Origin of the sequence: Streptomyces sp. NPDC007929 (assembly GCF_042959065.1) — a bacterium.
Lineage (GTDB): Bacteria > Actinomycetota > Actinomycetes > Streptomycetales > Streptomycetaceae > Streptomyces.
Map to the genome: position 1 here is coordinate 190,038 of NZ_JBIBKD010000007.1, position 17,051 is coordinate 207,088.

The 17,051-nt window shown below is 69.3% G+C and carries 12 protein-coding genes; 9 read left to right on the top strand and 3 right to left on the bottom strand.

Features of this window, described 5'->3' with window-relative positions:
• Positions 1–355: 355 nt before the first annotated feature.
• The 6 genes from ACFZDE_RS24310 to ACFZDE_RS24335 all read left to right on the top strand — a co-directional run bounded on the left by ACFZDE_RS24310 (position 356) and on the right by ACFZDE_RS24335 (position 8,870).
• Positions 356–1,567, top strand: a complete 1,212-nt coding sequence (locus ACFZDE_RS24310; protein WP_390994180.1) for an ROK family protein — start codon at positions 356–358, stop codon at positions 1,565–1,567.
• A gap of 133 nt (positions 1,568–1,700) precedes the next feature.
• Positions 1,701–2,801, top strand: a complete 1,101-nt coding sequence (locus ACFZDE_RS24315) for a substrate-binding domain-containing protein (protein ID WP_391203681.1) — start codon at positions 1,701–1,703, stop codon at positions 2,799–2,801.
• 185 nt (positions 2,802–2,986) lie between these two features.
• On the top strand, positions 2,987–3,778 hold the full coding sequence (locus ACFZDE_RS24320) for an ATP-binding cassette domain-containing protein (RefSeq protein ID WP_030244550.1): 792 nt from the start codon (positions 2,987–2,989) through the stop codon (positions 3,776–3,778).
• Positions 3,775–5,067, top strand: a complete 1,293-nt coding sequence (locus ACFZDE_RS24325; RefSeq protein ID WP_390994179.1) for a sugar ABC transporter permease — start codon at positions 3,775–3,777, stop codon at positions 5,065–5,067. Before ACFZDE_RS24320 ends, ACFZDE_RS24325 begins: the two co-directional genes overlap by 4 nt.
• A gap of 181 nt (positions 5,068–5,248) precedes the next feature.
• A complete protein-coding gene (gene dxs / locus ACFZDE_RS24330; protein ID WP_391202924.1) occupies positions 5,249–7,189 on the top strand; it encodes a 1-deoxy-D-xylulose-5-phosphate synthase in 1,941 nt (646 codons plus the stop codon).
• 181 nt (positions 7,190–7,370) lie between these two features.
• Positions 7,371–8,870, top strand: a complete 1,500-nt coding sequence (locus tag ACFZDE_RS24335; RefSeq protein WP_391202927.1) for an amino acid permease — start codon at positions 7,371–7,373, stop codon at positions 8,868–8,870.
• A 392-nt stretch (positions 8,871–9,262) separates the two neighbouring features.
• Here ACFZDE_RS24335 and ACFZDE_RS24340 read toward each other — a convergent pair whose 3' ends face one another.
• Entirely contained in the window at positions 9,263–9,634 is a 372-nt protein-coding gene (locus ACFZDE_RS24340; RefSeq protein WP_391202930.1) for an NTP pyrophosphohydrolase, read from the bottom strand.
• 82 nt (positions 9,635–9,716) lie between these two features.
• Here ACFZDE_RS24340 and ACFZDE_RS24345 point away from each other — a divergent pair, with 82 nt between their 5' ends.
• The 3 genes from ACFZDE_RS24345 to ACFZDE_RS24355 all read left to right on the top strand — a co-directional run bounded on the left by ACFZDE_RS24345 (position 9,717) and on the right by ACFZDE_RS24355 (position 13,965).
• A complete protein-coding gene (locus ACFZDE_RS24345) occupies positions 9,717–10,736 on the top strand; it encodes a hypothetical protein (RefSeq protein ID WP_391202933.1) in 1,020 nt (339 codons plus the stop codon).
• A 230-nt stretch (positions 10,737–10,966) separates the two neighbouring features.
• Positions 10,967–12,238 carry a nucleotide sugar dehydrogenase gene (locus ACFZDE_RS24350; protein WP_391202935.1) on the top strand — a complete coding sequence of 424 codons (1,272 nt, stop codon included), beginning with the start codon at positions 10,967–10,969 and terminating at the stop codon, positions 12,236–12,238.
• Complete coding sequence (locus ACFZDE_RS24355) at positions 12,235–13,965, top strand: glycosyltransferase (RefSeq protein WP_390994173.1); 1,731 nt, start codon at positions 12,235–12,237, stop codon at positions 13,963–13,965. Before ACFZDE_RS24350 ends, ACFZDE_RS24355 begins: the two co-directional genes overlap by 4 nt.
• A gap of 95 nt (positions 13,966–14,060) precedes the next feature.
• On the opposite strand, the gene ACFZDE_RS24360 is transcribed toward ACFZDE_RS24355, so the two are convergent.
• Together ACFZDE_RS24360 and ACFZDE_RS24365 are read right to left on the bottom strand one after the other, a co-directional pair.
• A complete protein-coding gene (locus ACFZDE_RS24360) occupies positions 14,061–15,485 on the bottom strand; it encodes a polysaccharide deacetylase family protein (protein ID WP_391202938.1) in 1,425 nt (474 codons plus the stop codon).
• 59 nt (positions 15,486–15,544) lie between these two features.
• The gene (locus ACFZDE_RS24365) at positions 15,545–16,996 is read right to left on the bottom strand and encodes a cellulose binding domain-containing protein (RefSeq protein WP_391202941.1); all 1,452 of its coding nucleotides are present in this window, start codon (positions 16,994–16,996) and stop codon (positions 15,545–15,547) included.
• Between the last annotated feature and the right edge of the window lie 55 nt (positions 16,997–17,051).

Genomic DNA, 17,051 nt, shown 5'->3' on the forward strand with positions numbered 1-17,051 from the left:
GCCGCTGCGCCCACCCGTGCCGCCCTCAGCGGCACGCATGCCCGCAGCTAGGTACGTCGCAAGGGGTCGTGTCGGGGGGTGTCCGCCCGCAGCGGTTGGCGCGTCAACGGGGAGTGAGTCGGTATCCAAGCCCATCGCGCCGTTCCGAGGACGGACACCCCCCGGCGCGGCCCCGACCCCCACCCGGCGTCACGCAAGGGCGCGAACCCCCACGTAGCACTGCGCAACCACCCGCATACCCCTCGGAATCAGTTCAACCTCTTGACGGGAGGCAACCCGAACGGCTCAGCTTAGAGTTCACTAGTTGGACATAGACGGGGCCTCATCGAAGCGGCCCCGCGCGCAGGAGGTCGTCGTGGAGACTCCGGGGTCGCAGTCATCGCTGCACCGAGCCAACCTGGAGCGTGTCGTACGAGCCGTACGCCTGGCGGGCTCCCTCACCCAGGCCGAGATCGCGCGGACGACAGGCCTGTCCGCGGCGACGGTCTCCAACATCGTCCGGGAGTTGAAGGAGGGCGGCACCGTCGAGGTCACGCCGACCTCCGCCGGCGGCCGCCGCGCCCGCAGCGTGTCGCTGAGCGGCGACGCCGGCATCGTCATCGGCGTCGACTTCGGCCACACCCACCTCCGCGTCGCCATCGGCAACCTCGCCCACCAGGTCCTCGCCGAAGAGTCCGAGCCCCTGGACGTGGACGCCTCGTCCACCCAGGGCTTCGACCGCGCGGAACAGCTGGTCACCCGCCTGATCGAAGCCACCGGCGTCGACCGCTCCAAGATCGCCGGCGTCGGCCTCGGCGTCCCCGGCCCCATCGACGTCGAGTCCGGCACCCTCGGCTCGACGGCGATCCTCCCCGGCTGGACCGGCACCAAGCCCGCCGAAGAGCTGCGCGACCGCCTCGGCGTCCCCGTGCACGTGGACAACGACGCCAACCTCGGCGCCCTCGGCGAGATGGTCTGGGGCAGCGGCCGGGGCGTCCGCGACCTGGCCTACATCAAGGTCGCCAGCGGCGTCGGCGCCGGCTTGGTGATCAGCGGAAAGATCTACCGGGGCCCCGGCGGCACCGCCGGAGAAATCGGGCATATTACACTCGACGAATCCGGCCCGGTCTGCCGATGCGGAAACCGCGGCTGCCTGGAGACCTTCACGGCCGCGCGCTACGTGCTCCCGCTCCTCCAGTCCAGTCACGGCACCGATCTGACCATGGAGGGCGTCGTACGGCTCGCCCGGGACGGAGATCCGGGCTGCCGTCGGGTGATCGCCGACGTCGGCCGCCACATCGGCAGCGGAGTGGCCAACCTCTGCAATCTGCTGAACCCGAGCCGCGTGGTCCTCGGCGGTGATCTCGCCGAGGCCGGTGAGCTGGTCCTCGGGCCGATCCGGGAGTCTGTCGGCCGCTACGCCATCCCCAGTGCGGCGCGCCAGTTGTCCGTTCTCCCCGGTGCCCTCGGCGGCCGTGCGGAGGTGCTCGGAGCGCTCGCCCTCGCCCTCAGCGAGATGGGTGATTCGACCCTTTTGGACGGGACTGCCCCCGGCGCGCCGCAGGCAGTGGCTCCTGCCTTCACTTAGAGAACGGATGGCACCGTTGCCATCTCGTTAAGGATTTACTTCTTGACGTCGCACGTGTGGCCGAGTTGACTTCCAGCCACCTCGGCCGCAATGTCGCGGCCTCGTCAGGGAGGTTTCTGAAGTGAACACGCGTATGCGTCGCGCCGCTGTTGCTATTGCCGCTGGTGCGATGGCCGTTTCGCTTGCTGCCTGTGGCAGCGCCAAGGAGTCGGGTGACAACGCCGACTCCACCGGGTCCGCCAAGAAGGGCGACGACATCAAGGTCGGCCTCCTCCTTCCGGAGAACGCGACCGCTCGTTACGAGAAGTTCGACCGGGTGCTCATCGAGAAGAAGGTCAAGGAACTCACCAACGGCAAGGGCGAGGTCGTCTACGCCAACGCCAACCAGGACGCCGCCAAGCAGAACCAGCAGGTCGACACCATGGTGTCGAACAAGGTCGACGCCCTGATCGTGGACGCCGTGGACTCCAAGGCCATCGCCGGCTCGGTGAAGAAGGCCAAGGACGCGGGCATCCCCGTCGTCGCCTACGACCGCCTGGCCGAGGGCCCGATCGACGCCTACACGTCCTTCGACAACGTCACCGTCGGCAAGACCCAGGGCGAGGCCCTGCTGAAGGCCCTCGGCGACAAGGCCAAGGACGGCGAGATCGTCATGATGAACGGGTCCTCCACGGACCCGAACGCCGCCCAGTTCAAGAAGGGCGCGCACGACGTGCTCGACGGCAAGGTGAAGATCGGCCGCGAGTACGACACCAAGGAGTGGAAGCCGGAGAACGCCAACGCCAACATGGAGGGCGCCATCTCCGCCCTCGGCAAGGACAAGATCGTCGGCGTCTACTCCGCCAACGACGGCATGGCGGGCGGCATCATCACCGCCCTGAAGGCCGCCGGCATCGCCGACATCCCGGTCACCGGCCAGGACGCCGAACTCGCCGGTGTGCAGCGCATCGTCACCGGTGAGCAGTACATGAGCGTCTACAAGCCCTACCCGCAGGAGGCGGACGTCGCGGCCGAGATGGCCGTCGCCCTCGCCCAGGGCAAGTCGCTCGACTCGATCGCCAAGGACAAGGTCGACAGCCCGACCACCAAGGCCATCCCCTCCGTCCTGGTCCCCGTCGTCTCGCTGACCAAGGACAACATCAAGGACACCGTCCTCAAGGACGGCATCTACACCGTGAGCGAGATCTGCACGGCCAAGTACAAGGCCGCCTGCGACAAGATCGGTCTCAAGTAAGCAACCCCAAGTCCCTCGCGGAGCACGGGAGTCCGAGCCGGACTCCCGTGACCCGTGCGGGGGACGGGTTGCCCCCGAGTTCCGCCGGCGCCCCGCCACATCAGCCCCGCAAGCTCCGCGGGGCGCCGGACGGATCACCCCTCCCACTTCTGCACAACCTCCCGCCGGGTCAGGCGGCGAAGGAGATGGTTCACGTGTCCGCTACGCCCGTGCTGGCGTTGCGCGGGGTCTCCAAGCGGTTCGGTGCCGTTCAGGCGCTCACCGACGTAGAGCTTGAGGTCCACGCCGGTGAGGTGGTCGCCCTGGTCGGCGACAACGGAGCCGGAAAGTCCACGCTGGTCAAGACGATCGCCGGCGTGCACCCCATCGATGAGGGCGTCATCGAATGGGACGGCAGGTCCGTCCAGATCAACAAGCCGCACGACGCCCAGAACCTCGGCATCGCGACCGTCTACCAGGACCTCGCGCTCTGCGACAACATCGACGTCGTCGGCAACCTCTACCTGGGCCGGGAGATCCGCAAGCGCGGCGTCCTGGACGAGGTGGAGATGGAGCGCCGCTCCCGCGAGCTGCTCGACACGCTGTCGATCCGCATCCCCAGCGTGCGCATCCCGATCGCCTCGCTCTCCGGCGGTCAGCGCCAGACCGTGGCCATCGCCCGGTCCATGCTCGGCGAGCCCAAGCTGGTCATCCTCGACGAGCCCACCGCCGCCCTCGGCGTCGAGCAGACCGCGCAGGTCCTCGACCTGGTCGAGCGGCTGCGCGAGCGCGGCCACGCCGTGATCCTCATCAGCCACAACATGGCCGATGTGAAGGCCGTCGCGGACAAGGTCGCCGTACTGCGCCTCGGGCGCAACAACGGCGTCTTCGAGGTCAAGTCGACCTCGCAGGAAGAGATCATCTCCGCCATCACCGGCGCCACCGACAACGCCGTGACCCGCCGTGCGGCGCGCACGAACGGGGAGGGTTCCAAGTGAGCATCGACAAGACCTCCGCGGCTCCGGACGACCACGTCGTGGAGAACCCCGAGGCGGCCAAGGCCGCCGTCACGGTCGTCGACCCCCGGCTGCTGGTGCGCGAGCAGGGCCTCAAGGGCTACGTCACCGAATACCGGCGGAAGATGAAGTCCGGTGACCTGGGCTCCATCCCGGTCGTCATCGGCCTGGCGATCATCTGGATCATCTTCACGAGCCTCAACTCCAACTTCCTCACCGCGGGCAACCTGTCCGACATGTCCGTCGCCATGGTCGGCACCGGCATGATCGCCGTCGGCATCGTGTTCGTGCTGCTGCTCGGCGAGATCGACCTGTCGGTCGGCTCGGTGTCCGGTGTGGCGGGTGCGTCGTTCGCGGTGCTGAACGTCACCAACGGCATGAACGAGTGGCTCGCCTTCGTGCTGGCCATCATCACCGGCACCGTCGCCGGTGCGCTGCACGGCTTCTTCTTCGCGAAGGTCGGCGTCCCCGCGTTCGCCGTCACCCTGGCCGGTCTGCTGTTCTGGAACGGCCTCATGCTCCAGATCCTCGGCGACAACGGCACGATCAACCTCGACCCGGACGGGGTCGTGGCCCAGCTGACCAGCTACTACTTCTCCGATGTGGCCGCCGCGTACGCGCTGGCCGCGGTGGTCACCGCCGGGTTCTTCCTCAGCTCCTTCCTCGAGAACCGGCGCCGCGAGGCCGCGGGTGTGCCGTCGAGGCCGCTGAGCGAGACCATCGTGCGCACGGCGCTGCTGGCGGTCCTGGCGTTCGCCGTCGCGATCGTCTTCAACCAGTACAAGGGCCTGCCGCTCGCCGTGGTGATCTTCATGGTGGTGCTGCTGGTCACGGACTTCGTGCTGCGCCGCACCTCGTACGGCCGGAAGGTGTTCGCGCTCGGCGGCAGCGTCGAGGCGTCCCGCCGAGCCGGTATCAACGTGGAGATGGTCCGGATCTCGGTGTTCGCGATCTCCGGCACCTTCGCCGCCGCGGGCGGCCTGTTCATCGCCTCCAAGATCGCCGCGGCCAACCAGGGCGCCGGCGGCGGTGACCTGCTGATGAACGCGATCGCCGCTGCGGTGATCGGCGGCACGTCGCTGTTCGGCGGTCGCGGACGCACCTGGAACGCCCTGCTCGGTGTGCTGGTGATCGTGTCCATCCAGTACGGCCTCGCCCTGGAGGGCATCGCCTCCCCGGTGCAGTACATGATCACCGGTGGTGTGCTGTTGGCCACGGTCGTCATCGACGCCGTCACCCGCAAGACGCAGAAGACGGCCGGGCGCGCGTAACGCCCGAGACCCCCGTTGTGCCCGGTACCTCCCAGGTACCGGGCACAACTGTGTCGTAGGAGTGGCACAAGATGGGTACAGCCGAACGCGTGACGTACGACGCAAGGCCACGGCACCGCCCGCAAAGGCGGAACATTAGACTCGACAAGCCCGGCAACAGCTCTACTGCAAGGAGGCACGGGTGCCGCTGCTGACCCGTATCAGGGGACCGCGCGATCTGGACCGGCTCAACCTGGAGGAGCTGAACCAGCTTGCGGAGGAGATCCGGACCTTCCTTGTCGACGCGGTCTCCAAGACCGGCGGTCACCTCGGCCCCAACCTCGGCGTGGTGGAGCTCACCATCGCCCTGCACCGGGTCTTCGACTCGCCCCGGGACAAGGTGCTCTGGGACACCGGCCACCAGTCCTACGTCCACAAGCTGCTCACCGGCCGTCAGGACTTCTCGAAGCTGAAGATGAAGGGCGGCCTGTCCGGCTACCCCTCGCAAGGAGAGTCCGAGCACGACGTCATCGAGAACTCGCACGCCTCGACCGTCCTCGGCTGGGCCGACGGCATCGCCAAGGCCAACCAGATCCTCGAGCGCGACGACCATGTCGTCGCCGTGATCGGTGACGGCGCGCTGACCGGCGGTATGGCCTGGGAGGCGCTGAACAACATCGCCGATGCCAAGGACCGCCCGCTCGTCATCGTCGTCAACGACAACGAGCGCTCCTACGCGCCGACGATCGGCGGCCTCGCCAACCACCTGGCGACCCTGCGCACCACCGACGGCTACGAGCGCTTCCTCGCCCGCACCAAGGAGGTCCTGGAGCGCACCCCCGTCGTCGGCCAGGCGCTCTACGACACCCTGCACGGCGCCAAGAAGGGCCTGAAGGACTTCATCGCCCCGCAGGGCATGTTCGAGGACCTCGGCCTGAAGTACGTCGGCCCGATCGACGGGCACGACCTGGAGGCGCTGGAGTCGGCGCTCGCCAAGGCCAAGCGGTTCGGCGGGCCGGTCATCGTGCACTGCCTCACCGAGAAGGGCCGTGGCTACCAGCCCGCCCTCCAGGACGAGGCGGACCGCTTCCACGCCGTCGGCAAGATCCACCCCGACACGGGCCTGCCGATCGCCAGCTCCGGCGCCGACTGGACGTCCGTCTTCGGCGAGGAGATGGTCAAGCTCGGCGAGGAGCGCGAGGACATCGTCGCCATCACGGCCGCCATGCTGCAGCCGTTGGGCCTGGACAAGTTCGCCAAGCGCTTCCCCGAGCGGGTCTACGACGTGGGCATCGCCGAGCAGCACGCCGCGGTGTCGGCGGCGGGCCTCGCGACGGGCGGCGTGCACCCGGTGTTCGCCGTCTACGCCACCTTCCTCAACCGCGCCTTCGACCAGGTGCTGATGGACGTGGCCCTGCACAAGTGCGGCGTCACCTTCGTGCTCGACCGGGCCGGGGTCACCGGCACCGACGGCGCCTCCCACAACGGCATGTGGGACATGTCGATCCTTCAGGTCGTGCCCGGACTGCGGCTGGCCGCACCGCGCGACGCCGACCAGGTCCGCGCCCAGCTGCGCGAGGCCGTCGCCGTCGACGACGCGCCGACCGTGGTCCGCTACTCCAAGGGCGCCGTCGGCCCCGCCGTGCCCGCCGTGCGGCGCGTCGGCGGCATGGACGTCCTGCGCGAGCCCGGCACCGACCGGCCGGACGTCCTGCTGGTCTCCGTCGGCGCCCTCGCGCCGATGTGCCTGGAGATCGCCGGCCTGCTCGACAAGCAGGGCATCTCCACGACCGTCGTCGACCCGCGCTGGGTCAAGCCGGTCGACGAGGCCATGGCCCCGCTCGCCGAGCGGCACCGCGTGGTCGTCACGGTGGAGGACAACAGCCGGGTCGGTGGTGTGGGCTCGGCGATCGCGCAGGCGCTGCGGGACGCGGGCGTCGATGTGCCGCTGCGCGACTTCGGCATCCCGCCGCGCTTCCTCGACCACGCCTCGCGCGCCGAGGTCCTGGCCGAGATCGGTCTCACCGCACCGGACATCGCCCGGCAGGTGACCGGGCTGGTCGCCAAGCTCGACGGACGCTTCGAGCACGGTGCCGCCGATGCGGTGGAGTCGGTGGAGTCGGTGGAGAGCGCGCGGGACTGACGCCGTCGGCTGACGCGGTCGGCTGACGCGGTCGGCGCGGCCGAACGGGTTCGAGATGGGCCGGTTTCCCCACCGTGAGGGTGGTGTAACCGGCCCATTGGCGTGAATGCGTCCGTGCCGGGGCATACGGATGGTGCCACCTCTCGATCATGTCGAGGACGACAAGCGTGGGAGGTACCCCGTGAGCAGTACCCTCTTCCGGACGAAGAAGGTCGAGCAGTCCATCCTCGACACCGAGGAACCAGAGCACGCGCTCAAGAAGTCCTTGTCCGCGCTGGATCTGACCGTCTTCGGCGTCGGTGTGATCATCGGTACCGGCATCTTCGTTCTCACCGGCACAGTCGCCAAGGACAACGCCGGGCCCGCGACGGCCCTGGCGTTCGTGGCGGCCGGCGTCGCCTGTGCGCTGGCCGCGCTCTGTTACGCCGAGTTCGCCTCCACGGTTCCGGTCGCCGGGTCCGCCTACACGTTCTCGTACGCCTCGCTCGGGGAGCTTCCCGCCTGGATCATCGGCTGGGACCTGGTCCTGGAGTTCGCGCTGGGGACGGCGGTGGTGGCCGTCGGCTGGTCCGGCTACATCCAGTCGCTCATGGAGAACGCGGGCTGGACGATGCCCGCGGGGCTGGGCAGCAGGGAGGGCGCCGACACCTTCGGCTTCGACATCCTCGCCGCCGCGCTGGTCCTGGTCCTCACGGCCATCCTCGTGGTCGGCATGAAGCTGTCCGCTCGGATCACGTCGCTCGTCGTCGCCATCAAGGTGACGGTCGTCCTCGTGGTGATCGTCGCGGGCGCGTTCCTCATCGAGGGCAAGAACTACGACCCGTTCATCCCGAAGGAGAAGCCGGTGGAGGCCGGGTCGAGCCTCGACTCCCCACTGATCCAGTTGATGTTCGGCTGGGCGCCGTCGAACTTCGGCGTGATGGGCATCTTCACCGCCGCCTCGGTGGTGTTCTTCGCCTTCATCGGTTTCGACGTCGTGGCCACGGCCGCCGAGGAGACGAAGAACCCGCAGCGGGACATGCCGCGCGGCATCATCGGCTCCCTCATCATCTGCACCACGCTGTACGTGCTCGTGTCGATCGTCGTCACCGGCATGCAGCACTACAGCCAACTGTCCGTCGACGCGCCGCTGGCCGATGCCTTCAAGGCGACCGGGCATCCGTGGTTCGCGGGCTTCATCAGCTTCGGCGCCGCGGTCGGCCTGACGACGGTGTGCATGATCCTGTTGCTCGGGCAGACCCGGGTGTTCTTCGCGATGAGCCGGGACGGGCTGCTGCCGCGGTTCTTCTCGCGCGTCCACCCGCGGTTCAAGACGCCGCACCGGCCGACGATCCTGCTCGGTGTGCTCATCGCGGTGCTCGCCGGGTTCACGCCGCTGACGGAGCTGGCGGCGCTGGTGAACATCGGCACGCTGTTCGCGTTCGTGGTCGTCGCCGTCGGTGTGATCATCCTGCGCAAGAGCCGCCCGGACCTGCCGCGGTCGTTCCGTACGCCGTGGGTGCCGGTCATTCCGATCCTGTCGGTGTGCGCGTCCCTGTGGCTGATGATCAACCTGCCCGCCGAGACGTGGGTCCGCTTCGCGATCTGGATGGCGGCGGGCTTCCTGGTCTACTTCCTGTACGGCCGCTCCCACAGTCGCCTCGCCCGCCGTGAGGAGGGTGAAGAACAACCGACCGCGTAGGGGGAGGGTGCGGGTTCGCTTCGCGTGACGCCGGGCGCGTGACGCCGGGTGGGGGTCGGGGCCGCGCCGGGGGGTGTCCGTCCTCGGAACGGCGCGATGGGCTCGGACACCGACTGATTGTCCGTTGACGCGCCAACCGCTGCGGGCGGACACCCCCCGACACGACCCCTTACGTACGACGGCGGCTGCGGGCCGCCCCCGCTGCGGGCAGCGTGGCGCGCTAGCTGCGGGCATGCGGGCCGCCCCCGCTGCGGGCATGCGTGCCGCTAGGGGCGGCACGGGTGGGCGCAGCGGCACCCCGCTCCGCCGGGCTGCGGACCCACCCCCGGCCTGAGCACCAACGCCGGGCAACCCCAAGGACCCACCCGGCCCCGGCACCAACCCCGGGCACCCTACGGACGTACGGTTCGTGGTCCTGCCACGTCCGCCCCCAGTGAACCGACCCGCCCCCGCAGTTCCCGGTCCGCCGTGATCACCAGCACGGGGCGGTCACCGGCCGAGGACACCACCTCGACGATGTGGTCGTCCCCACTGCCCGGCGCCGACGACACCCGTACCCCCGGCACGGACTCCACCCCACGCGCCGCCCCTTCCACGACCAGGACGATCTCCACCGGGCCGGGAACGGCCGGCACCCCCTGCGCCGCCAGCCGGTCGCGCAACCGCTCCGCCGCGCCCCGCCGGTCCCGCCACCACCCGTCGGGCACCGACCCGACGACGTTCGCGGCGTCGACGACGACCAGGACAGGCACGGTGGCGTTCATGTGGCCAGGGTCGCACGGGAGATGGACGCGAGGCAGGGGTGGGCGGGCGCGCCGGGCGCGGTCGGCCGCATAAAGTGAACACGTGAACGGCGACTGGCTCATCCGCGGCCGCGACGGCCGCCTCACCGTGTACCTGCCCTCCGGCGACGCCGTCCTGTGCCGTGCCGAACGTGGCCCCGCCGGCCCCTGGGAGGACACTCCGCGCACCGTCGGCGGCAGCCAGAAGCTGCACCCGGGCGCGGCGGTCGGCCAGGGCACCGACGGGTACGCGCACCTGGCGGCCTGGCGCCCCACCAAGCCGGGGGAGTCGGGGCTCGTGCACTCCACGCACTTCCGCCCCGGGCTCGCGGCCCTGGACTGGATCCCCATCGGGCACCCGGACCAGTCGGGCGACCGGACGGGCCCGCCGGCGGTCGCCGTCGACGGCGTGGGACGCGGCTACGTCTTCGTCCGGAACAAGGGCGGCGGGGTGAGCCTGCGCAACCAGAAGGTCAAGGGCGGCTGGGGCGGCTGGCTGGACCTCGGAGGGCATGACGTCGAGGGAGAGCTGACCGCCGTGGCGGCTCAGTCCGGGCTGGTGGAGCTGTACGCCAGTGTGCCCGGCGGGATCCTGCGCTGGCGGCAGGAGTCGGACGGGAAGAAGCCGGTGCGGGCCGAGGGCGTCGACGCGCCCGTCCGCCCCGGGACCCTGCGCGCGCTCGCCACCTCCGCCGAGCACACCACCCTGTTCTTCACGAACCTGTCCGGGGACCTGTGTGCCTGGCGCGCTGGTGAGAAGCCGGTGACCCTGCTGGCGTCGGCCGGGCCGGGGCCGGTCTCCGCCGTGCGGTGTGTCATCGAGGGGCACGACTGCACCGTGCTCGCGCAGCGGTCGGCGAGCGGCCGGGTCGCCTTCGCCGCCTATCCGACCGAGCAGGAGTCGGCCGGTGCCTGGTGGACCGAGTCGGGGCCCGCGCTGCCCGCCGACGCCATGGTGTCGGTGGCGCTGGACGAGCACGACGAGGTCGTCGCCGCCTCCCTCTCGCCCTCCACCGGCACCGTGCTGCTGACCCGCCGCAAGGACGAGCCGGGGCTCGCGCTGGAGGCCTGGCGGGAGATCTGACCGCGTTCAAGAAGCGGAACTGATCACTTCACCTTGAGGCTCTTGACGCACCAGACACATGAAATGTGTCAAGGGTTGTACAGATGTGTGCGTGACAAGGCGCACCTAGGGTGAACATGGTCAAAAAGTGAAGGTCTTGTTAGCCTCCTCGGACTTGTTCGATTTTGCTCGGGGGGCCGGTTGCTACTGCGTCTGGCCGACGCCGTGGCAACGGGGTTGGGGATGAATTCGTGAGCAGATCCTCCACGGTGGATCTTGTGGTGGTCGGACTCGGTTACGTGGGACTGCCGCTGGCCAGGTCCGCGGCGGCCGCGGGGCTGAAGGTGGTCGGTCTCGACCGCAGCCGTCGGGTGGTCGAGGGGCTGAACGCCGGCCGTTCGCATGTCGACGACATCTCCGACGCCGAGGTGCGCGCCATGCGGGAGCAGGGCTTCGAGGCCGTCGACCGGGCCGATGTGATCGCCGGTGCCGCCGCGGTCGTGGTGTGTGTTCCGACGCCGCTCACCGAGCACGGCGCCCCGGACCTCGGCGCGGTGCACGCCGCCGTGGAGGACATCGCCGCCCACCTCGCTCCCGGCACCCTCGTGGTCCTGGAGTCCACGACGTACCCGGGCACGACCGACGAGGTGGTCCGGCCGCGTCTGGAGGCCGGGGGCCTGCGCGTCGGCGTCGACTTCCACCTCGCCTTCTCGCCCGAGCGCATCGACCCGGGCAACCCCTCCTACGGCCTGGAGAACACCCCGAAGGTCGTCGGCGGCATCACGGCCGACTGCACCAAGGCCGCCCGCGCCCTCTACGAGCGCTTCGTGAACCGGGTCGTCGAGGCCAAGGGCACCCGCGAGGCCGAGATGGCCAAGCTGCTGGAGAACACCTACCGGCACGTCAACATCGCGCTCGTCAACGAGATGTCGATGTTCTGCCGCGAGATCGGCGTCGATCTGTGGGACGCCATCCGGTGCGCCTCCACGAAGCCGTTCGGGTTCGCGCCGTTCTACCCCGGCCCCGGCGTCGGCGGCCACTGCATCCCGATCGACCCCAACTACCTGTCGTACAAGGTGCGTTCGCTGGGCATCCCGTTCCGGTTCGTGGAGCTGGCGCAGGAGATCAACCAGCGTATGCCCGTGCACGTGGTGAACCGGGCCGCCGACCTGCTCAACGACCAGGGCAAGGCCGTGCGCGGCTCCCGGGTCCTGCTGCTCGGCGTGACCTACAAGCCGGACATCTCCGACCAGCGCGAGAGCCCGGCCCTGGCCGTCGCGGAGAACCTCCTGGCGCGCGGTGCCGAGCTCGTCTACTTCGACCCGCGGGTGGAGGACTGGCGGGTCGCCGGGGAGCCCGTGGAGCGGGCCGGGGACTACCTCGCCGCCGCCGAGACCGCGGACCTGACGATCCTGCTCCAGCCGCACCGCGAGATCGACCTCGGCGAGCTGGCCGACCGCGCCCGGGCGCTCTTCGACACCCGGGGCAAGTCCGCCGACCACCCGCGGGTGGTCAAGCTGTGACTTCCGAAGATACGTACATACCCGGGGCCGTCGACTCCGGTGGGCGTCGGGCCCACCGCAAGCGGCGGCACCTGAAGGTCTCGTACTTCGTCTTCCTGGGCCTTGCCGCGCTGATCGCCACCCGGCTCGACGCCGGTTCCCTGCACCTGTACTCCATGGGTGCCATGGGCCTGCTCGCGCTGAAGATGTTCGGCGCCCTCTTCTACCGTCCGGCGAAGGCCGGGCGGGAGGAGCTGGAGTACCTGGAGAACGCCTGGGTCACCGCGGTCATCCCGATCTACAACGAGGACCCGGTGATGTTCGAGCAGGGCATGCGCAGCCTCCTCGCGCAGAGCCGACTGCCGAACGAGATCCACATCATCGACGACGCCAGCGCCAACGACTCCGGCATCAGGGCCGCGAAGAAGATGCGCCGGGAGTTCGAGGCCAAGGGCGTCAAGTACACCGTCAGCGTCCAGCCCGAGAACAAGGGCAAGCGGGAGGCACTGGCGCTGGGCTTCGAGGCCGCCCCGTACTCCGACATCTTCCTGTGCGTCGACTCGGACACCGTGCTGTCCCGGGACACCGTGCGCGAGCTGCTGCTGCCGCTGGCCGACGAGAAGATCATGGCCTCCACCGGCATGGTGCTGGCCCTCAACCACGACAGCAACATCTTCACCCGCCTCCAGGACCTGCGTTACGGAAACTCGTTCCTGTTCGAGCGGGCCGCCTACTCGCGGCTGAAGTCGGTGCTGTGCTGCTGCGGCGCGCTGTCGGCGTACCGCGGCACGCTGGTGCGCAAGTACCTGCCGGACTTCCTCAACCAGCAGTTCCTGGGCAAGCCGGCCGTCTTCGGCGACGACCGCCGTATGACCAACTACTGCCTGATGGAGGGCCAGGTCGTCTTCCAGGAGACCGCCGTGGGTTACACGGCCGTCCCCGAGAAGCTGCCGCACTTCCTGCGCCAGCAGGTGCGCTGGAACAAGTCCTTCTTCCGTGAGTCGCTCTGGGCGTTCCGGCACCAGAAGAAGTACCGGCCGGCTTTCTGGCTGACCTGCATGGAACTCGCCCTGTGGCTGGTCTTCGGCTCGGCGATGTTCTACTCGATGGTCATCCTGCCCATCATGAAGCCCCAGCAGTTCGTCAACCACATCGGCGACTACCTGGTCTTCATGGTGCTGATGGGCTATCTGCGCAATGTGCGCTACCTCGACTTCCCGCGCCGCGGGATGGGCTTCATCAAGCGCTTCGGCATGTTCCTGCTCGCGCCGATCTACGGCGTGATCCAGCTGACGCTGCTGACCCCGCTGCGTTTCTACGCCCTGTTCACCCTCCACAAGGGCAGTTGGGGCACCCGCCAGGGCGGCGTCGAGGTGTCCGTGGCCGGGGACCACGAGAGCGATGTGACGGAGATCTTCGAGGAAGAGGACCCGTACTCCGACAAGAAGGTCACCGAGACGCTCCAGTTGATGCGCCTGGAGGGCGTGGCGCTGCGCACCCGGCCCCGCCCGGAGGGCGGCATCCCCTCCCAGCCGCAGCCGATCCCCGGCTACGACGAGGAGCACCACGCGGGCGTCCCGCAGCAGCGCGTGAGCTGGGGAGCGCCGGCCCCGGCCGGTCACCAGGACCCGTACCGGCAGCAGTACCCGGGCCAGGGCTACGGGCAGGGCGGCTACCCGCCCCAGGACCCGTCGTGGCAGCAGGGCCAGGGACATGGCCAGGGCGGCTACGGGCAGGGCGGCTGGTAGAGCCGTAGGAAAACCGAAGAGAGCGAAGAGAACGAAGAGAGGGGCGGCCGGGGGGCCGCCCCTCTCTTGTGCGTCCGGGGCCGGACGCCCGGGCCTCAGGTGTAGGAGGCCATGGCCTCCTCGACCGTCAGCACCGGGATGTCCCGGTCGTCGATCGCCTTCATCAGCGTTTCCAGGCCCGCCTTGCCGATCTCGGTGCTCGTGGTGGGGGCGCCGTCGGTGACCTTGTGCAGACAGAGGATCAGCCAGTCCCCGCTGTTCACGCACCGGTCGAGCTTGCCCCCCGCGCCCGTCAGCTTCGACAGGGCCGTACCGCCGATCCCGGTGCCGTCGTTGATGCCCGTCAGCGCCTTGAGGCGGTACGGCATCGCCGGTGCGAAGGACTCGATCGTCTCGGAGATGATCGACCGGGCGGTGGTGAAGTGCCGGCTGGCGATCTGGTCGACCGGGACGCCGTCGGAGGTCTTCTGGAACGCGCCGTGCGGATAGGCGAAGTGCTCGCTGGTGAAGCCGTTGGACACCATCCACTCGCGCAGCTTGCGGAAGTCGTCGTCTGCCTGCTCGGCGGTCAGCTTGGGGTAGCTGGCCGTGTGGACGGCGTTCGCGTACGAGTGGCCGCCCATCTCCCAGCCGGAGAAGTCCTGCATCGACCGCATCTGGTTCAGCGTCAGGAAGCTGCCCGTGCCGATGGCGTCGGCGATGTTGTAGATCGTGCCGGGGAAGCCGAAGCGGTCCATGACCGGCCGGGCCAGGTCGTGGATCGACTTGTGGGAGTCGTCGAAGGTGATGGAGACGACGCCCTTGGGGAAGACCGAGACGGTGTCCGGTATCAGCTCGACCGCCTGCAGCCGGTAGGTCACCGGGCCGCCCGCGTTGTCGTACACCGCGAACGACATGTCGGTGAAGCCGGTCTTCGTGGAGGGCTTGCCGTCGGCGCCGATGGAGTAGCTGCCGGCCGCGGCGCTGACGTCCGCCCACTGGAGGTGGACCGTCACCCACTCGCCGGACTGGACGTAGTTGGCCGCCGTCTTGGAGTGGGCGTGGAACGTCCAGGCGAAGTGGTTCGCCAGGGAGCCGCTGCCCAGGTAGAACACCATCTTGGCCAGGTTCGTCACGTCGTCGACGCGGAAGACCAGCCGGATCATCTTGCCGGTCATGCTCATCGCGGTCATGCCGGTCTTGCGGACGTAGGACTGCTTGCCGCTGCCGTTGGTGGTCACCCGGACCGACTGGGTGCCGCGCGCGAACTGCGAGGTGTCGTTGGCCTGGGACGACGTGGTGCCCGCGCCACCGGGCGTCCAGCCGTGGCCGGACTGGAACTGCTGGGACCACGTGGCCCGGCGGTACTTGGGGCGGCGGCCGGACGGGGCGTAGAGGGGAGGCGTGGTGAGGCCTCCGATGCCGCCCGCGGCGGCCGGGGCGGCGGCGGGCTGCGCCACCACCTTGCCCAGCCACGCGCCGCCACCGGCCATGGCGACGCCTCCCGTACCGCCCATCAGCAGGGCGGAACGCCTGCTCACCACCGGCTTGTCCTCCGTTGCTCGCGCAGCCTGCCTGTGGGCGCCGGACCGCCTGTTCCTCACCGGGACTCCCGAACCGTGTCGAAGTAGTTCATACCCTCGTCGGTGAAGCCGTCGACAGCGGACTGCACCTGCTTCGCCGAGAGGGTGTCGTTCGCGTTGTAGTAGAGCCAGTCCACCTTCATGTCCCAGGCGCGTTCGCCCTTGAACGGCAGGTCGATGAACCAGTGGTTGAAGTTCACGGACATGTCCGCGCGCGGCGCGTACTTGCCGTTGCTGAGGAAGAGCTTCTTGCCGTCGAGCCAGTAGGCGACGACGCCGTCCTTCACCCGGATCAGCACGGTGTGCCAGGCGTCGAGGCTCTTGTTGGTGGTCTCGTAGACCCGGTCGTTCGTCTTGTGGTCGAACCAGGTCACGGTGTCGAGCTTGGGACCGGGGCGGCCCCAGCCGCCGTTCGGCATGTACTCGTTGTCCAGCTCGCTGTACTTCGAGCCCTTGCCGCCGATGGTGTAGAAGGTCTGGTTGACGTGGTCGCCCGGGTCCCCGGTGGTCGGCTTGTCGCTGAAGTGGATCCGGGCCGCGTAGGTGCCGTCGCGGAACTTGCTCGCGGCGGTGCCGAGGCTGGCCTGCTTCGTGCCGGCCTTGGTGCCGTCCGTGCTCGCCCGCAGGTTGAGCACCTGGCCGTCGGCGTGGGAGCCCTCAGCGGTGGGGAAACTGACACCGCCGGCGGACCAGGTGCTCTCGACGCCCGGGCCGCCCTTGCTGGTGCGGACCAGCCAGCCGTGCTTGAACAGGGCCGGGTCCTTGGGCCCCTGGTAGGTGAAGTCGTCGAACAGCACCCCGGCCGGAGGGGCCGGGACGGGGGCGGGCGCCGAGGCCTTCGCCGTGTCCTGCTTGTCGTCGCTCGCCTTGGTGCCGTCCGGCTCCTCACCCCAGGCGAGGACGCCCCGCTTGTAGGCGGTGACCTTCTCCGCCTTCTTGTAGCTGGTCATCTCCGCGTCGAAGGAGCGGTCGTCGGACTGCTTCAGCCTCTTGTGGTCGGTGCGGAACAGCTGGAGGTCGATGCCCTTGCTGTTGGCGCCGGGCTTCAGACTGCCCGCGGCGGCCGTGAAGCGGACCTCCAGATAGTGGTCGGCGGTGTCGGTGGGCTTGTCCATCGCGACGATCCGCCCGGCCACGTTCGAGCAGCCGAAGACGACGTTGACACAGTTGAAGGCGTACGAGGACGGACTCGCCGCGCCGTCGGCGGTGAACCAGTACCGGAGCGTGACATCGCTCAACGGCACTGCCTTGTCCGTGTCGTTGAAGATCTCGAACGACGGCTTGGCCGCGGCCGCAGTCGCCGGGGTGTCGGTGCGGTAGCGGATCGTCAGCTCGGGCGGATCCGGGTTCGCCGCCTTCCACACGGGGTACAGCGCCGTGCCGCCCGCGGCGACCACCGCCACGAGGAGCAGGAGCCTGATCTTGGGCCAGACCCGGCGTCGGGGTGTTCGGCGACGAGGGGACGCCACGCAGGACTCCTTCGAGGACACCCGGCGGTCTGGGGTGGAGACCGTCAGAGTCAGG